The 15937-nt window shown below is 37.6% G+C and carries 20 protein-coding genes; 10 read left to right on the forward strand and 10 right to left on the reverse strand.

Features of this window, described 5'->3' with window-relative positions:
• Positions 1 to 102 precede the first annotated feature (102 nt).
• Positions 103 to 429, forward strand: coding sequence for a hypothetical protein (locus J3U50_RS00090; protein WP_301945291.1), 327 nt, complete (start codon positions 103 to 105; stop codon positions 427 to 429).
• A gap of 71 nt (positions 430 to 500) precedes the next feature.
• Here the strand turns inward: J3U50_RS00090 and J3U50_RS00095 are convergent, their stop codons facing one another.
• The 3 genes from J3U50_RS00095 to J3U50_RS00105 form a co-directional block, all read right to left on the reverse strand.
• Complete coding sequence (locus J3U50_RS00095; protein ID WP_053792132.1) at positions 501 to 938, reverse strand: Rrf2 family transcriptional regulator; 438 nt, start codon at positions 936 to 938, stop codon at positions 501 to 503.
• A complete protein-coding gene (locus tag J3U50_RS00100) occupies positions 938 to 1792 on the reverse strand; it encodes an NAD(P)H-binding protein (RefSeq protein ID WP_301945292.1) in 855 nt (284 codons plus the stop codon). Before J3U50_RS00100 ends, J3U50_RS00095 begins: the two co-directional genes overlap by 1 nt.
• Positions 1793 to 1909: 117 nt before the next feature.
• The gene (locus tag J3U50_RS00105) at positions 1910 to 2521 is read right to left on the reverse strand and encodes a TM2 domain-containing protein (protein WP_301945293.1); all 612 of its coding nucleotides are present in this window, start codon (positions 2519 to 2521) and stop codon (positions 1910 to 1912) included.
• A 143-nt stretch (positions 2522 to 2664) separates the two neighbouring features.
• Here J3U50_RS00105 and J3U50_RS00110 point away from each other — a divergent pair, with 143 nt between their 5' ends.
• Both J3U50_RS00110 and J3U50_RS00115 read left to right on the forward strand, forming a co-directional pair.
• Positions 2665 to 3102, forward strand: a complete 438-nt coding sequence (locus J3U50_RS00110; protein ID WP_053792129.1) for a DUF805 domain-containing protein — start codon at positions 2665 to 2667, stop codon at positions 3100 to 3102.
• A gap of 115 nt (positions 3103 to 3217) precedes the next feature.
• Positions 3218 to 3604: a DUF805 domain-containing protein gene (locus tag J3U50_RS00115; protein ID WP_054608515.1), complete on the forward strand. Its 387-nt coding sequence runs from the start codon at positions 3218 to 3220 to the stop codon at positions 3602 to 3604.
• 32 nt (positions 3605 to 3636) lie between these two features.
• Here the strand turns inward: J3U50_RS00115 and alsS are convergent, their stop codons facing one another.
• A complete protein-coding gene (gene alsS, locus J3U50_RS00120; RefSeq protein WP_301945294.1) occupies positions 3637 to 5310 on the reverse strand; it encodes an acetolactate synthase AlsS in 1674 nt (557 codons plus the stop codon).
• 156 nt (positions 5311 to 5466) lie between these two features.
• Between alsS and J3U50_RS00125 the strand changes: the two genes are divergently transcribed.
• Positions 5467 to 5880, forward strand: coding sequence for a MarR family winged helix-turn-helix transcriptional regulator (locus J3U50_RS00125; protein WP_034534793.1), 414 nt, complete (start codon positions 5467 to 5469; stop codon positions 5878 to 5880).
• A gap of 25 nt (positions 5881 to 5905) precedes the next feature.
• Here J3U50_RS00125 and J3U50_RS00130 read toward each other — a convergent pair whose 3' ends face one another.
• The 4 genes from J3U50_RS00130 to J3U50_RS00145 form a co-directional block, all read right to left on the reverse strand.
• A complete protein-coding gene (locus J3U50_RS00130) occupies positions 5906 to 6652 on the reverse strand; it encodes a CAP domain-containing protein (protein ID WP_301945295.1) in 747 nt (248 codons plus the stop codon).
• A 201-nt stretch (positions 6653 to 6853) separates the two neighbouring features.
• Positions 6854 to 7780 carry a YdcF family protein gene (locus J3U50_RS00135; protein WP_301945296.1) on the reverse strand — a complete coding sequence of 309 codons (927 nt, stop codon included), beginning with the start codon at positions 7778 to 7780 and terminating at the stop codon, positions 6854 to 6856.
• A gap of 172 nt (positions 7781 to 7952) precedes the next feature.
• Complete coding sequence (locus tag J3U50_RS00140) at positions 7953 to 8975, reverse strand: SEC10/PgrA surface exclusion domain-containing protein (RefSeq protein ID WP_301945297.1); 1023 nt, start codon at positions 8973 to 8975, stop codon at positions 7953 to 7955.
• Positions 8976 to 8985: 10 nt separating this feature from the next.
• A complete protein-coding gene (locus J3U50_RS00145; protein WP_053792122.1) occupies positions 8986 to 9207 on the reverse strand; it encodes a hypothetical protein in 222 nt (73 codons plus the stop codon).
• A 162-nt stretch (positions 9208 to 9369) separates the two neighbouring features.
• On the opposite strand from J3U50_RS00145, the gene J3U50_RS00150 reads away from it, so the two are divergent.
• The 4 genes from J3U50_RS00150 (at position 9370) to J3U50_RS00165 (ending at position 12420) form a co-directional block, all read left to right on the forward strand.
• The gene (locus J3U50_RS00150; RefSeq protein ID WP_301945298.1) at positions 9370 to 10590 is read left to right on the forward strand and encodes an MFS transporter; all 1221 of its coding nucleotides are present in this window, start codon (positions 9370 to 9372) and stop codon (positions 10588 to 10590) included.
• Positions 10591 to 10652: 62 nt separating this feature from the next.
• Positions 10653 to 10907, forward strand: a complete 255-nt coding sequence (locus J3U50_RS00155) for a hypothetical protein (protein WP_054605876.1) — start codon at positions 10653 to 10655, stop codon at positions 10905 to 10907.
• 85 nt (positions 10908 to 10992) lie between these two features.
• Entirely contained in the window at positions 10993 to 12027 is a 1035-nt protein-coding gene (locus tag J3U50_RS00160; protein WP_301945299.1) for an NADH:flavin oxidoreductase/NADH oxidase, read from the forward strand.
• A gap of 111 nt (positions 12028 to 12138) precedes the next feature.
• The gene (locus J3U50_RS00165; RefSeq protein WP_301945300.1) at positions 12139 to 12420 is read left to right on the forward strand and encodes a hypothetical protein; all 282 of its coding nucleotides are present in this window, start codon (positions 12139 to 12141) and stop codon (positions 12418 to 12420) included.
• A gap of 33 nt (positions 12421 to 12453) precedes the next feature.
• On the opposite strand, the gene J3U50_RS00170 is transcribed toward J3U50_RS00165, so the two are convergent.
• A complete protein-coding gene (locus J3U50_RS00170) occupies positions 12454 to 13056 on the reverse strand; it encodes a DUF3862 domain-containing protein (RefSeq protein WP_301945301.1) in 603 nt (200 codons plus the stop codon).
• Positions 13057 to 13232: 176 nt separating this feature from the next.
• Here J3U50_RS00170 and J3U50_RS00175 point away from each other — a divergent pair, with 176 nt between their 5' ends.
• Positions 13233 to 13745 (forward strand): type 1 glutamine amidotransferase domain-containing protein, encoded by a 513-nt coding sequence (locus J3U50_RS00175; RefSeq protein ID WP_301945302.1) that lies wholly within the window; start codon positions 13233 to 13235, stop codon positions 13743 to 13745.
• Between the two features lie 34 nt (positions 13746 to 13779).
• Here J3U50_RS00175 and J3U50_RS00180 read toward each other — a convergent pair whose 3' ends face one another.
• Positions 13780 to 14349 (reverse strand): TetR/AcrR family transcriptional regulator, encoded by a 570-nt coding sequence (locus J3U50_RS00180; protein ID WP_053792115.1) that lies wholly within the window; start codon positions 14347 to 14349, stop codon positions 13780 to 13782.
• Between the two features lie 661 nt (positions 14350 to 15010).
• Here J3U50_RS00180 and J3U50_RS00185 point away from each other — a divergent pair.
• Positions 15011 to 15733 (forward strand): MIP/aquaporin family protein, encoded by a 723-nt coding sequence (locus J3U50_RS00185; RefSeq protein WP_080997960.1) that lies wholly within the window; start codon positions 15011 to 15013, stop codon positions 15731 to 15733.
• The last annotated feature ends 204 nt before the right edge of the window (positions 15734 to 15937 follow it).

Below are 15937 nucleotides of genomic sequence, written 5' to 3' on the forward strand. Positions count from 1 at the left end.
AAAATTGACCCATTGTCTATTTTTAGTTATTATTAAGTTAAGAAATAATTATAAAATGATTAGATGTAATTATTTTCATTTATATTTAGGGGGATTTTCATAATGGATAACGGTTCAGACAACCAACAACCAGATTTTCAACAACAAAACGGTCAACCAAATGGTGGTAACCAATCAATTTACATCAATCAAGCTAAGACTAATGGTATCGGTACAGCCGGTTTCGTTCTATCATTAATCGCTTTATTGGTTACTTCATGGATTCCATTCGTTGACTTCGTAGTATGGTTATTAGGTGCCATCTTCTCAATTATTGGTTTATTCAAGCAACCTAAGGGTCTTGCAATCGCAGGTACTATCATTTCATTTATTGGTATTATCTTCATCTTGTTCGTTGTATCAATTCTATTCGGTGCAGCATTAGCTTAATACTAATAAAATAAAGGTGCTTGATTTGATCGATGATTAAAATAAGTACATAAATAAAAAAGCACTATCCATTAGGATAGTGCTTTTTTATTGCCGTCAACGACATCTTTTACGATATCGGATAGGGTGATTTTGCTCATTTCGATTTCGGCTTGTTGTTGAACTTCATCGTATGCCTTATGCAAAGCAGATTGAATGTTGGCCCCGACAGGACATTGTTGATTGGTTTCTTCATCAACGTGGAATAAATCGGGTTCTTCGATTGCTTTGTAGACATCTAAAAGAGTGATCTCAGTAGTTGGTTTACTTAACGACACGGCTGCTCGGCCGGGTTCACTGGTGATTAATCCAGCATTTTTGAGTGACGACATTAGACGACGAACAAGGCTGGGATTAGAGTTGATACTTCCAGCGATTGCGCGACTTGATAGATCGTCTTCTACAATTTCAGAAGCGCCAATATAGGTCAAAATATGAACAGCATCACTTAAACGGTGTGAATACTTCATTATTTGATAACCTTCTTGATGGCGTCTTCGATTGGAGTAAGTGAATGACTAATTACGGCAGTTAAGTCATTTGTTTCTTCATCCAATTGACCATCGGCGATTAATGCTTGGATATCTGAAACGATTCCAACAGTGGCATCGTCTAATCCAGCTTCCTTTAGACCGTTCTTGTAGTCTTCAGCAGATGCTGAGATGACAGGAAACTCTTTACCAGTTGCCTTCTTTAATGCTTCTGCTAGGTCGGCGTAAGTACGACGTTCACCAGCAAATTCATAGATTTCTTTTGGTGATTTGCTTAATAGAACACGAACAGCACCTTCAGCGTATTCTGATTCTAGTGCCCAACCAACGTGACCGTCGCCGGCAGCGTATACAAATGGTTGTCCTTCGCTCGCTGGTTTTAGAACAGTTGCTTCGTTTTCTAGGTACCAGTTGTTACGAACGAATGCGTGGGCAATGCCACTTTCCTTGATAGCTGCTTCTGTTTGAGTGTGATCATGTGATAGGAAGTTATCAGCAGTTTCGGCGTGTGGGAAACTAGTGTAAACGATAAATTCAACGCCTGCTTTTTTAGCGGCATCAATCACGTTTTGGTGTTGAGTCATACGAGGTAGGACAGGGCTTGGTTGTGATGAGACAAATAATAGCTTATCGATACCTTCAAGTGATTCCGCCATTTGATCAGGGTTACCGTAATCGAATGGACGAACGTCTAGACCAGCTGGAAGTTGTTTTTCAGCCTTTTCAACGTTTCTTGCTAAAGCGACGATGTCTGTTCTGTGGACGTTTTTCATTAAAACTTTGATTGCTTCTTTACCGAAGTTACCGGTAACAGCACTAATTGCGTATTTCATAATTTCATCAACCTTTCTAGTTGTTACTTTATAATTAACATGTTACATATAAGATAACAGGTGGATGGAAATAATGCAACAAAAAAAGCTTCCAAATTTTTAGAAGCTTTCAAAATGTTATTCTCTTGGTTTACTGAAATCAGTAAAGTCACCATCTGTATCGTTAACAGATTGAGTACTTGATGAATCACTTTTTTGTTGTGGTTCAACGTTTGCTGAAGATGGTTGATTGTTTACTGGTTGGTTGTTGATAGGTTGACCAGTGTTTGGATCAAAATTGTTTTGTTGTTGTGGTTGGTTGCTGTAGTTTACAACTGAAGCACCATTGAATGAAGTATAGTTAATACCACTTAATTCTTCAACTGATTTACCAGTGATTTGATTGATTCCTCTGTATGCAGCTTTTAGACGGCTTTCTTTTAACCATGATTGGATTGAGAAAGCATCGACGATCCACCAGATCCAAACGGCACTTAGGAAACCAAGACCGATGATAAAGAAGATTGTACCCCATCCAACGATTTCTAGGGTTAGCATTAAGGCAGCGTAAGGTTTCTTAAATAGGAAACGGTGGGCACCGAATATCCCAAAAAATATCCATAGCAACCATGCGGCAACCGGACTAACGGCATTATTTTCCACGTAATCGTTTACCATTAGTTGTTCTTGGGTAGATAATTTCTTACGTGCAGCGAAAACTTGTTGTTCTAAAATATCGACATTGTTCATATGAAAATCCCCTTAAACATTTTGTATAGTTTTAATTATACCATTATTAGATAAACCGAAGAATTCTTAATAATTTCTTTAATTGATTTTTTGTAAGTGATTAATTAAGATGTACTTAGAATATGAAAAGGGGAAATATAATTATGATTAAAGCATACAAACAATTTTGGAAAAACTACTTTAACTTTACTGGAGTAAGTACCAGATCAGAATTCTGGTGGGTATTCTTGATTAACTCAATCATCTACGCAATCTTTGCACTAGCATTCGGTGGTGTTGCAGTTGTTACCGCATTTGCAACCGGCCATGCCGATAAGTCATTCGGTATTGCTGCGCTAATTGGTATCGCAGTATGTATCCTATACACTATCGCAACTGTAATTCCTACAATTTCACTATACTTCCGTCGTTACCGTGACGCAGGTGTAACTCCATGGTTCCTACTAATTACCTACGGTGTTCCAACTGTATTGAAGGGTTCAAACATCTACGACAAGTATGTACTAGTTCAAACCCTAGTTCTAATTATCTCAATCATTGGTTTTATTATTCTAGTAATGCCAAGCAAAGATAGAAAATAATTAAACATCAAAAAGGGCGGTGAACCGCTCTTTTTTTGTGTCAAAATGCAGGAATTATTGGTACATTAATTTTTCAGTGTAACATTAAATTTAAAGAAAATTTGGATGTGGTAAGATGCTAAGCTTTATTGAAGGCTTCTCAATGTATTGGACTCGATACTTTGATTTTAAAGGCCGCAGCACTAGATCAGAATTTTGGTGGAGTTTTTTGGGATTAACGCTTATCACTGGAGTTATTGCCGGAATTGAAAAAATCGATAGTAGAGTCGGTCTACTAATTTACCTAATTTTTTCAATCATCACGGTGATTCCGAACATTTCACAATACGTGAGGCGTTTTCGAGACATCGGAATAAGTCCGTATTGGGTTATCATCACATTTATCATACCGTCATTACTTGTATATACAATTAAACATCTACCATGGTATCTACAAGTACTTGATATTTTATTGATTCTTTCGGATATCGTTTTATCAGTTCTACCAAGTAAGGAAGACTAAAAAAGAGCTAGATTTCTCTAGCTCTTTTTTGTTTAGTTTAATTCGTTTGGAATTAGCTTGGTCTTTAGTTCGATGTTGTCTTTGTAATCGACTGGGATTTCAATGATTACTGGCCCGTTGATGTCCTTAGCACGGTTTAAAGCACTGTTTAAATCGCCAACGCTGTTGGCACGGATACCGGTAGCACCAAAACTTTCAGCGTATTTAACGTAGTCAACGTAGCCGAACTTAACTCCGGCGTCGTGACCGTATTTGGCAACTTCTTGGAACTTAACCATGTCGTAGTAACCATCAACCCAGATCAATTGAATGATGTTTAGGTTTAGGCGAACGGCGGTTTCTAGTTCTTGTCCTGAGAAGAGGAATCCACCATCTCCAGAAATTGAGATGACTGGTTCATCTGGATGAGTTAACGCTGCACCGATGGCCCATGGAAGCGATACCCCAAGGGTTTGCATACCGTTGCTGAATAGCAAATGACGGGGTTTGTAAGTCTTGAAGTAACGACCCATCCAGATGTAGTGACTTCCGATATCGACAGTTACAATGGTGTCTTCACTGACGAATTTTTGAAGTGATTGAATCACTGAGATAGGGTGCAAACCATTTTCAGTGGTTTCGTGAACTTCTTCGATGGTTTCGGTGAAGTGATCACGCAACTTGTGTAGGTGGTCGGTAACTTCCTTGGAAAGTTCCATTGAATCATCGATGTATTCGGTTAAGGCGTCGATACTTTCTGCAATGTCGGCATTAACGATGATACTTGGTTGGTATTCAGCGGTGATTTCTGGGGAAACTGTATCGATGTTAATTACTTGGGTGTGGGCTTGGTTCCAGTTTCTGGCTTCGTATTCGACTGGATCGTATCCAACGGCAATTACTAAATCGCTGTTTTTCAAGATGGTGTCACCGATTTGGTTATCAAATAGACTGACACGACCGTAGTAATTATCAACAAGTTCCTTTGAAATAACACCAGCGCCTTGGTAGGTTTCAACGACTGGGATTGAGAACTTATGTAGCAATTTGTGGAGGGCGGAACTGACTTCAGGAGTTGATGCGCGCATACCAGCTAAAATAACCGGTTGCTTGGAGTTTTCAATTAAGTGGGCGATTTCCTTCATACGAGTCTTATCAACACTACCGTTGGTAATCTTAGGTAGTTTATCGATTACTGGACGGGAGACTTCATCACCTAAGACGTCTTGAGGGACTGAGATAAAGGCAGCACCTTTCTTAGGTGATTGAGCTGTGATGTAGGCGTTTGAGAAAGTTTCTGAGATGTTGTTGGCATCTTGGACTTCCACGCTAGACTTGGTAGTACTCTTTAATAAGTCGGCAGAGTTAATGCTTTGGTGGGTAAGACGCAATAAATCATCTCGTTTTACTTGGCCTCCAATGGCAATGATTGGATCACCTTCAGAGGTAGCGGTGATTAATCCGGTTGCTAGGTTGGAAACGCCGGGGCCAGAAGTGACGGCAACGACGCCGGGTTCACCGGTTAAACGACCGATCGCAGCAGCGATGAATGCGGCATTTTGTTCATGTCTGGTAACGATTAGTTTAGGTGTTCTTTCATCATCGAAATCTTGTAGGTCTTCGAATAGTTGATCGACTTTAGCGCCGGGAATCCCGAAGACGTATTTAATGTTTTGGTTGATCATGCTTTGAATCAAAGCTTTTGATCCGGTAGTTGGTTTATCCATAATATCACCTCAAATATGATAAATAATTCTGACAGATTGATTGAATTCTGATACTCTAGAATAGTAAATAATATTATAGGTCAATCTAATTGACCTTTCTATAATAATAGCACTATTCTATATAAGGTCAACTTAATTGACCTAAAGGAGAATAAAATGATCGATAAAAAGAAATTAATGGTCTTTTACTTTGCGTACCAAGAAATCAATAGAATCGTCGATTTATCAAAGTATAACCTAACTTCAAATCAACAAAAAATGTTATTCTCAATCGATACAATTGATGAGATTACCATCAAACAATTATTACAAATTTTAGATATTTCAAAACAGGCGTTAAACGTGGCGTGCCGCGATTTGCGAGAACGTAACCTCGTTTATACCGGTCCGGCTAAATCTGATAAGAGAAAAAAAGTCGTGTATTTAACAGATGATGGACGAAAATTAATCGAACAAATTGAAGCTGAACAGTTGAACTTTATCAACGCTATTTGTAATAGTACCAACTACAATTGGGAAGATACGATGAAGAAGTTAACCAATAGCTATCTAGAAGATATTCAAAAATAAAAAACGTTGTTGAATAGCAACGTTTTTATTTTGTCTCGATAACGACATAGTAGTTATTTGATTGGTTGGTTTGACCGTTTAAGATGCTGGTATTCTTGGCAGCAACCCCAATCTTTGTGATATTACCATCTGTTAATAACTTGGTGTAGTTTGCATCGGAACTATTTGAGATGTCGGAGTACAAAATCCAACTTAATGAAGTTCCACGGTAGTTGTTTTCATCACTGAATTGCCAGTACGAAACGCTATCAGAGTTAGCGGGAACTGGACTAGTTTCAATTGAAGTAATCTTGTCGTTGGCATCTTTTTCCAGATCATAGTCTAGTTGAAGTGGGGCTAGACCATTGTAGCTTCTAGCGGTATTGATGACCCCAATCGTGTTAACCGCCATTTGATGGTTAAATGATGCGGTCTTATTTAATTGAATGGCACCGTGCCAAGCGTATCCGATTAGTTGATGATTTTGGTATAGGGCTTGGTAGATTGCTTGAATTTTTTTACCGTTTTTGTATTTTTGAACGTGGTAACTGGTACCAACGGTCACTGGTTGATCTTGTAGTTGGTATAATCGTTTGGCACGCTTAGTAAACGTTAAATCAGTGTATAAATATTCATAATGCTTTGAATTGATGACCCCGACACCATGATTGTTCTCGTCGGATACACTGTAGATATATGGTTTAGTATTTTTAGCCTTAGCGAAAGCTTCATAACCGTTTGTTGATACCGCAAAGGTAGACATAAGGGTTAATAGAATTAAGAATTTTTTCATTGTTACACCTTCTTTGTTGATAATAGTATAGCAGTAATAATATCGAATAAATGTTAAACTAAGGTTACAAAAAGAGGTAAAAATATGAAACAAGACAAATTATTGGTAGCCGCAATGGTCGTCGTGGGAATTATCCTGCTGGCCTGTATTGTGGCGTACGTTGCCTAAATAAAAAAGCATCGGAGACTCGATGCTTTTTTATTATAATTTGTCAGCGACCGCAATCACGACGAACAATAAAATGATTAGTAGGTTAGCGAGTTTGTGTTTCATCAAAATAGCGATGAATTCTCTGATAATCGCGTTTGGTAGGAAGAATCCACTGGTCTTTGAACCAATACCACTGATTTTCATACCGGCGTTCTCAGCGTAAGCTGTGGCACGGTAGATGTGATAGTTGTTTGAAACAAAGATGCCGTTATTTGGATCTAATTTGTATCTATCGACAATCTTCTTAGAAAACGCGAAGTTTTGAATCGTGTTGACCGATTTATCTTCTGCGACAACGTCGTCTGGATTAATGCCTTTTTGTAGGACATAGTCTCTCATGGCCACACCCTCTGGAATCTTTTCATCGCCACCTTGACCACCGGAACAGATGATTAGGGGATGTTTATCGGAAACATTGATTTGTTTTTGATAGAAATCAATCGCACGGTCAATTCGAGATGCCAATAGTGGGGAGACCTCGTTTCCGTTTAGCAGACCAGCACCTAATACAATGATGAAGTCTTTGTCAGGCTTTGGACGATAGAAGTTACAAATCCAGACTGAAAAGGAGAAAATCAAGAAGATACTAATCATGTAGAATGAACCCATTTCGGTAAAGTGTTCAATCATTAGATTGTATGGCTTTGGAATCAGTTTGCGCAAGAATAGGAAACTCATTAGCGGATAAATCAACAAGAAGACACCAATGATTAATGTTAACAAGTTGGCTAGTGAGTGACTTTCTCGTCGCCACACGATAATTCCGTTCCAGATTAATAGAACGGCGTGTAAGGCGTAGATTAACGTTAAGGTAACCATGATTGCCAAGGCAATGACTAAAAAGATGACGTGTAAAATCTTACTACTACTGATTAGTGAGAAGAACATCACGTTCCCAGCCAGAGCAAACACCGACATTAAGAATAGGAAACCATTCCAAAATGTTGCCTTTTTCTTATAAAACGACCAACATAAAAGGCCGATACAAATTATTAATGTTAAAGGTATTAAATACATATATATCATCCTTATCTCTTAGGATAAAAAAGCTCACAAATAATTGTGAGCTTTTGTTTATCTCCATTTTACACTATACCAGTGCTCCAGGAACATATTTCTTATTAACTAATTTGTTGTGTGGCACCATTACGAAGTGGATACCACCGAATTTGTCAAAGGCAACCGCAAAGTAGTTTGGTTGGTACTTCTTGTGGATGTCTAAGTTCATTAAAGCAGTGGCGTGACCCCAATATGATGGGCCGTCTTCAAATAATTGAAGGGCAATTGAGTTGTATACAGCGTGCTTTAAGGCGGCCATGGTTACGACACGCTTCTTAAGCTTAGTGCTAGTTAAAGCAAACGATGGGTTATCACTGTAGTTTTCTTCGGCCACATCTGAGATGTTGTACTTCTTAGAAGCAACGGATCTAGTTCTTAAGTCATGACCAGTCTTTTTACCAGTGTTGTTCCAGTTGTCCTTGCTGTAAACATCAGCAAAGGTTTGGGCAACGGCAATGGTGTTTTTAGAAGACTTGTATTGGATTCCCTTAGCTTGTTTAATTGCTGGGTTTAAGATGCTCAAAGCAAATTGAGTAAGTTCTTTTCTTTGGCTGTAAGTCATCTTGTTTAGGTTAACGTTTCGACTTAAGTCCTTCTTGCTTGGTGTAAATGAGTTCATTGCTAAACCTTTTAGACCAATCTTACCCATAGCAACTTGTAGATTGTAGTTACCAATGGATTTTTGACTTGCTGCCTTCTTCAAAGCGGCGTTAGTGTACCCCTTAGGTAACTTAATGACGTTTTTAGGATTCTTTTTAGCCTTGTAGTTAATCTTGGTTACGAAGTTTGCATCGGAACCAGGATCGGTAACTTGGTTACCAGAAACCTTCATCGCTTGAGTTGGAATAAAGTTATTCAAGTCAGCGGTGGTTAACTTACTGATTGATTTGGTAGTTGCGACTTTGGCATCATCAGTAGTTTGTTGTTTGAATTTTTTAATTAATGCAGATTCGTTTTTAGCGGAGCTAGCATGAGAAGTCACAGCTGGTGCTGATGAAGCAAGCACTGAACCGATTAAAGCGGCAGCGGCGATCATTTTAATAGTTTTCTTCATAATTAATTACCTATCTACTTCCTAATAAATATACAGCTAATCCAACTAGGATTACCCCGATTACAACAATGAATAAACCAAATTTAATTAATTTACCACCGATTCCGTCCCAAGCAGGTTGATTAGACATCGCACGAAGCTTGAAGAAGAACCAGCCGATACCCATACAGATGGCACCGAATAAAAAGACACCGTATGCGAAAAGCATAAAGAAACTTTGTGTTTGTTGCATGGTTTTCACCCCTTATTGAAATATTTGTCTAAATTATATTATCACAATTGATATCAGGCTAGAATATATCCCTAAAAACTTAAAGATTACTTAATAATTACAGAAACTTTCCTTAAGTGTTATAATTCTTAATTATGTGTCAAAGATTTCAAAAATAAGGAGATGAGTTCACCCTTGGGTGATCGAGCGATAAACTGGAAACAAAACCTAAACGTCTTATGGTTTGGGACATTCGTAGCTGGAATCGGATTTAGTAGTATCAGTCCATTCATTGCATTATTTATAGGTCAACTGGGCGATTACAACGCCACGCAAACATCAATTTACAGTGGGATGGCATTTGCAGCGCCATTTCTAGTGAAGATGATTGTTTCGCCATTGTGGGGTATCTTGGCCGATAAGTACGGTCGAAAGCCAATGTTACTTAGAGCATCCTTGGGGATGGCCGTCGTAATTGGTGCAATGAGTCTGGTAACTAGTGCATGGCAATTAATTGTCCTTCGTCTTTTACAAGGAGTCTTTTCTGGATTTATCAGTAACGCCAACGCCTTGGTGGCTGCTGAAACGCCAAAGAGTCATGTAGGTCATGCTTCAGGAAAACTAGCGACAGGGAACGTATCAGGAACATTAATCGGACCAATGATTGGTGGATTAATCGCCGATACATTTGGCTACCGTTATACATTCTTAATTACTGGATTAGCAATGATGGTAGCATTCATCCTAAGTATCTTTTTCGTTCATGAAAACTTCAAGCCAGTGCCACATGAAAAAGGGGAAAAACAACCCCATTTCTTATCTGGAATTCCAACTAAGCAAATCTTATTTGGAATGTTTTTAACCACCTTATTTATTCAAGCAACTAATAACTCAATCTCACCAATCTTGAGTTTGTACGTTAAACAATTAGATCCAACATCGACTAATATTGCGTTGACCGCGGGAATTATCCAAGCCATCAACGGGGTGGCGATGATATCGGTCGCACCGTTCTTTGGTCGTTTGGGCGATAAGATTGGTTCGCATCAAATCTTGAAATTCGGATTGGTATTTTCGATGGGTGTCTTTTTCCTAACGACATTCGTGCAAAATGTCTGGCAATTAGGTGCCTTGCGTTTTCTAATCGGGATTTCCGATGCGGCATTGTTACCAACGGTTCAAGCAATCCTAGCTAAGTACAGTCCACACGACCGAATTAGTCAGGTCTTTAGTTGGAACCAAAGCTTTCAAGCTGCCGGAAACGTGACTGGTCCAATGATTGGTTCAGCGGTCGTATTAATTGGTGGCTACCGTGGAGTCTTCATTGCTACCACTATTTTAGCCGGAATTAACTTGTTCCTAGTTCGCAAGAATATCAAATCAATTGAAACCGACAAGAACTAAATATTTGTTAATTGATGAAACATCATTATAATTAATAGGATAATATTTGGAGGTGGATTGCGATGACTAGAGAAGAAATTGACAACAATTTACTAACATTAAAGAGAACGCGTTCACACATCATTAACGCACTAGATGGTACCAACCGTGACAGCAACGTCATTCGAGATATCGACCATCTAGTGGAGTACTTAAATGAAACAGATGAACGTGAAATAACACAAGAATATGTTGATCGTAAGTTTAGAATCATCAAAGGTGAAATTAACTGTTCACTTGATTGTTTCAATAACGCGATGAAAGCATTGACTAAGTAGGCATCCGAGAGGGTGTCTTTTTCTTTTATTTTAATAATTATGCGAGTATAATAGCTTACATTAAGTAAGCGAAAGGAAGATGAATATGTCAAAATTACTTGCACCGGCAAATGTTGGTGGACTATCTCTTAAGAATCGAGTAGTGATGTCACCAATGTGTACCTATGAAGTGATTCGTGAAAATGGAATCGCGACACCATTTCACTTTGCTCACTATGGGATGCGTGCAATTAGCGGTGTTGGTTTGATTATTACCGAATCAACTGCCGTTGACCCAAGAGGTCGTATTAGTAACAACGACCTAGGATTATGGAATGACGAACAAGTTAGTGAATTCAGTCGTTTGGTTGACTCACTTCACTACCTAGGTTCAAAGGTAGGGGTTCAATTGAACCATGCTGGTAGAAAGGCAGCCGACGAAGATGTTCCAGTTGCACCAAGTGCGATTGCATTTAGCGATGACAGCAATACACCTGTTGAATTAAGCAGAGAAGATATCGCAAACATTGTTTCCGAATTCGGCCAAGCTGCCAAACGTGCTAGTGATGCCGGGGTAGACATGATTGAAATTCATGGTGCTCATGGTTACTTGTTGAACCAATTCTTATCAGCCGTTTCTAACAAACGTGATGATGAATACGGTGGCAGTTTAGAAAATCGTTTCCGCATTGTTTCTCAAGTCATCGATGCTGTGAAGGAAAACTTTGCTGGACCAGTCTGGATTCGTTTATCACTAACCGATTACGATGAAAGTGGTTTGCAAAACACCATGGAAGATTGGCAACAAATCGGTAAGTGGTTAGAAGAAGCCGGCATCAAACTAATTGATGTTTCAACCGGTGGATTATTACCAAAGGGACCTAACTTCCCAGTTCATGACGGATATCAAACTCCATTTGCCACTGAACTTAAAAAAGCGGTAGATATTGATGTCTCAACTGTTGGTTTGTTAGATAACCCTGGATTAGCCGAATACATCCTACAAAATGATCAAGCTGACTTGATTATGGAAGGACGTGCATTGCTAAGAAACACTAACTGGTTAGCAGATGCTGCTAAAGAATTACATGATCATGACTTCAAGGTCTTTGATGCGTCTTACGAACGTGGCCAAAAGTAAAAAATAAAAAGATATCCATCTGGATATCTTTTTTTATTGGTAAAATTTTGTCATCTAATTTTAATTTGTTATATAATTATTCTATTACAGCGAATAAAATGAGGTGATTATATGTATTGGACAGACGAAAGAATTATGACATACCGTGCGAAGATTAAGGGGGCATGGTACGTTCAAAAATTCCAACAATACTATCAATTCGACCTTCGTAAACCAGAAGATAAGATGAGAATGTATCGTCAATTGGAACCCAAAACAATTAAGTCCTATTTTGATGATTTAATCGACACCTACGAAAAGAAATTCTTGGAACACCTTGATAACATGAGTACCGATGATCTTTTGGAAACACTAGATTCATTAAGGGATGAAGGATATATTGATATCATGTAAAAAAAGAACCGATATAATATCGGTTCTTTTTTATTAGTTATTAGTGTTTAGACTAACTGATTGCTTTTCACTAAGCTTCTTATCCTTAAAGGTAAGGTTGTAGGCATGTGAATTGTCATATTGGTAGGTCATAAATGACATTCCATCAGCTTCTTGTTGTGAAAGTGGTGATCCTAAAGTTGCTTGAACGTCTGAGAATGAAGTGTTCTTAGCAATCTTTTCAATCTTAGCTTTCTTCACGATTTTAGCAGCGGTGTTTTGTTGGTAACCCTTGCTTAAAACCTTGTCCTTGTAAACAATTACAAATATGTATTGTAGTTGTGCGTTACCACCAATTTGCCAAGTATATTGCTTTGCCGTGTCATTGTTAGTAAGGGTAGTGTCGGTAGTCTTAGATGGGTTTCCTAGTAGGCTAACAACCTTTTTGTAACTTGAACCACCGTGTAATTGTTGATCGGTGTACTTGATTTGTTGGTACTTTTCTAATGAGATACCTGATGTATTCAAGGCATCTGATAGGGAAGGCTTTGGACCAGAAATTGTTTGATTGGTATCTTCTACCTTCTTCTTACCACAAGCACTTAATACTAGTAGGCAAGTAAAAAGTGCAAGGAAAATCTTAAAAGTTTTATTCATACTATATCTCCTCAATATGTTCTATTAGTATTTTAATCAAATTAGGGGACAAATATCAATAATTTAAATTATTTATTCATAATTTAATCATGATTTTTTTACAAACCAAAAACTTGTAATCGATGGATTTCCCTAATACCATGGATGGTGAAGAAAGAAAAAAGGAGGTTGTATCTATGAGTAAGATTGCTGCAATTGTTACCAGCGGATACGAAGATTCTGAATTAACTTCACCTATGAAGGCGTTAAAGGATGCGGGTCATCAAGTCGAAATTATCGAAGACATGGCCGGAAACACAATTACCGGTGAACATGGTGATACACAAAAGGTTGATTTAGGTATCGACGATGCCAACTTTGATGATTATGATGCATTGCTATTACCTGGCGGTGGCTCTCCAGATGCATTGAGAGCAGATGATCGTTTCAATGATTTTGTAAAACGTTTCCTATTGGCTAATAAGCCTGTATTTGCAATTTGTCACGGTCCTCAATTCTTTATTCAAACCGGTTTGGCAAGTGAATTGAAGTTGACTGCATACACAACAATCAGATATGACCTATTCTATGCCGGTGCTGAAGTTCATGATGAACCAGTCGTAGTAGATGAAAAACACAAACTAGTCACAAGCAGAACTCCTGATGATTTAGATGCATTCAATGCTGAAATCGTTAAGTTCGTAAAATAATATGTAAAAAAAAGAAGCCTTTTGGGCTTCTTTTTTATCTTCTGATGACAATTCCACAAATTTCAGTCATTGAAGTGTTGATTAGGCGGTAGAATACCTTCTTGAATTCTTCAACTGATAATGGAATTGGTTGTGAAATCCATGACATAATCGCGTCTAAAATGACTCTGAAGAAGAAAGTTAACACATAGTACTTAGGGATGCCATATTCCTTTTCATCGTAGTTCTCGAAGTAAGGAACTAGGAATTTGGAATAATGACTGCTTAAAAATGAGAATAGTTGTGGTTCGTAGAATTCGTATAGAACCTTGATGTATTCACGATCATCGTAGACGATTGGGAATACCTTTTCGCTTAGAATATAGAAAAAGTTATCATAATTTTTATCAACGTTAACAAATTGTTCATCTAAAGAATGGCTGATGCTAGTTTCGATGAAGTTAACGATGTCAATTTTATTCTTAAAGTGATTGTAAAAAGTACCACGAGAAATATTTGCGTTTTCAATGATGTCATTTGTACTAATTGTGTTAATGTCTTGATGAGCCGATAAATTTAGAAAAGACATTACGATTCTTTTCTTGGATTTGCTTTTAATAAACATTCTGATTAAATCCCCCTTATAAATTTTTCCTATTCAGGGCTGAGTAATGTGAATTACATTAAATCTTTGCCATGCTTATAATTATAATCTTATCTAGCGAGATAAATACTTAAGTTTTTGCAAATTTAATTAAGTTTATACAAAAAAGTTTAAAATATATTTTAATTATGATTGATATAAAAAGTATTTATAGAAAGGGTACTTTTTATAAGTTAACCTTAACTTAAAATCATTGAATTCTAAGTAACGATTAAATGTTTATAAAAAGTGGTTAAATAATCTTTATTAGTTATTGAAAAACAGTGGTGTGGGTCATATAATTATTTTTGCTGAGTTGTTAGCAAAACATTGACTTGATTATTGAAAACTTTTAGAAATTAACAATAATCAAAAAGTTATACACACTGTCTAATAACTCGTTTCAACAAGATTATCGATATACTGTTATGGTTTAACATACTATCAACAAATTACTACATATGAATTTGGAAAAGAAATTATGGCGAGAGTTATAAAATCGATTCGGATTTTACAACTCTTTTTTTATGCCGCCAGGTTGGTTTGTAGAAGCGTTGCCGTTTATCAAACGGATGGAAGAACTTGAGCAAGATAAAGATGATGGAGTAAATACTGTGTAGTTTATATAAAGGAGTAGAAAATTTTGGATCATTACACGCTATTAACTAGATGCATCGCTGAATTTATTGGAACAGCCATCATGGTCGCATTGGGTAACGGATCAGTTGCTAATGTTGAATTGAAGGGAACTAAAGGTTTCCATGGTGGATGGGTATTAATTGGTTTTGGATACGGAATCGGGGTTATGATTCCCGCAATGATGTTTGCGACAATTTCCGGAGCCCAAATTAATCCCGCTATGACACTTGCTTTGGCTTTTACAAACCAATTCCCATGGCACGAAGTATTACCATATATTGTTGCTCAACTATTAGGGGCAACCGTTGGTCAAATCGCCGTGGTACTTACTTACAAGCCATACTATGACAAGACTACTAACTGTGAATGTGTTTTGGGAACTTTTGCAACCATTGACTCAGCTCACAGTTACCTAAATGGTTTCATTAACGAATTAATCGGAACATTCCTATTGGTATTGGGTGCGTTAGCAATGACTGCCGACAAACTAGATCCACGCGCTGATTTTATCGCACTTGGTTTTCTAGTAATGTGTTTGGTTGTTTCATTCGGTGGACCAACCGGACCAGCATTGAACCCTGCTAGGGATATCATGCCAAGAATTGTACACGCCTTTTGTCCATTCAAGAACAAGGGTGGCTCACACTGGAAGTACAGTTGGGTGCCAATCGTAGCGCCAATCATTGGTGCAACCCTTGCTGCAATCCTATACAAAGCCGTATTTTAATCATTTAAAAAATAAAAGAGAGGAAAATATTAAGATTTTCTTCTCTTTTTTATTTTTGATTAAGTTTTAAATATACAAAATGAACTACTTGTATAAATAAAAAATCAAAAGCCTAGTTTATAGCGGACTTAGTAAAAAATAATTTGATAAAAGTCTATTGATTGCCGTTTTGACAGTGTTTTATCAAAATTATATTATTGTTTT

The organism is Lactobacillus sp. B3795 (assembly GCF_026535805.1).
Classification (GTDB): Bacteria; Bacillota; Bacilli; order Lactobacillales; family Lactobacillaceae; genus Apilactobacillus; species Apilactobacillus kunkeei_C.

Coding starts and splice junctions, on each gene's coding strand:
- J3U50_RS00090 (WP_301945291.1), top strand. CDS start 103: ATGGATAACGGTTCAGACAACCAACAACCAGATTTTCAACAACAAAAC.
- J3U50_RS00095 (WP_053792132.1), bottom strand. CDS start 938: ATGAAGTATTCACACCGTTTAAGTGATGCTGTTCATATTTTGACCTAT.
- J3U50_RS00100 (WP_301945292.1), bottom strand. CDS start 1,792: ATGAAATACGCAATTAGTGCTGTTACCGGTAACTTCGGTAAAGAAGCA.
- J3U50_RS00105 (WP_301945293.1), bottom strand. CDS start 2,521: ATGAACAATGTCGATATTTTAGAACAACAAGTTTTCGCTGCACGTAAG.
- J3U50_RS00110 (WP_053792129.1), top strand. CDS start 2,665: ATGATTAAAGCATACAAACAATTTTGGAAAAACTACTTTAACTTTACT.
- J3U50_RS00115 (WP_054608515.1), top strand. CDS start 3,218: ATGCTAAGCTTTATTGAAGGCTTCTCAATGTATTGGACTCGATACTTT.
- alsS (WP_301945294.1), bottom strand. CDS start 5,310: ATGGATAAACCAACTACCGGATCAAAAGCTTTGATTCAAAGCATGATC.
- J3U50_RS00125 (WP_034534793.1), top strand. CDS start 5,467: ATGATCGATAAAAAGAAATTAATGGTCTTTTACTTTGCGTACCAAGAA.
- J3U50_RS00130 (WP_301945295.1), bottom strand. CDS start 6,652: ATGAAAAAATTCTTAATTCTATTAACCCTTATGTCTACCTTTGCGGTA.
- J3U50_RS00135 (WP_301945296.1), bottom strand. CDS start 7,780: ATGTCGGTGTTTGCTCTGGCTGGGAACGTGATGTTCTTCTCACTAATC.
- J3U50_RS00140 (WP_301945297.1), bottom strand. CDS start 8,975: ATGAAGAAAACTATTAAAATGATCGCCGCTGCCGCTTTAATCGGTTCA.
- J3U50_RS00145 (WP_053792122.1), bottom strand. CDS start 9,207: ATGCAACAAACACAAAGTTTCTTTATGCTTTTCGCATACGGTGTCTTT.
- J3U50_RS00150 (WP_301945298.1), top strand. CDS start 9,370: ATGAGTTCACCCTTGGGTGATCGAGCGATAAACTGGAAACAAAACCTA.
- J3U50_RS00155 (WP_054605876.1), top strand. CDS start 10,653: ATGACTAGAGAAGAAATTGACAACAATTTACTAACATTAAAGAGAACG.
- J3U50_RS00160 (WP_301945299.1), top strand. CDS start 10,993: ATGTCAAAATTACTTGCACCGGCAAATGTTGGTGGACTATCTCTTAAG.
- J3U50_RS00165 (WP_301945300.1), top strand. CDS start 12,139: ATGTATTGGACAGACGAAAGAATTATGACATACCGTGCGAAGATTAAG.
- J3U50_RS00170 (WP_301945301.1), bottom strand. CDS start 13,056: ATGAATAAAACTTTTAAGATTTTCCTTGCACTTTTTACTTGCCTACTA.
- J3U50_RS00175 (WP_301945302.1), top strand. CDS start 13,233: ATGAGTAAGATTGCTGCAATTGTTACCAGCGGATACGAAGATTCTGAA.
- J3U50_RS00180 (WP_053792115.1), bottom strand. CDS start 14,349: ATGTTTATTAAAAGCAAATCCAAGAAAAGAATCGTAATGTCTTTTCTA.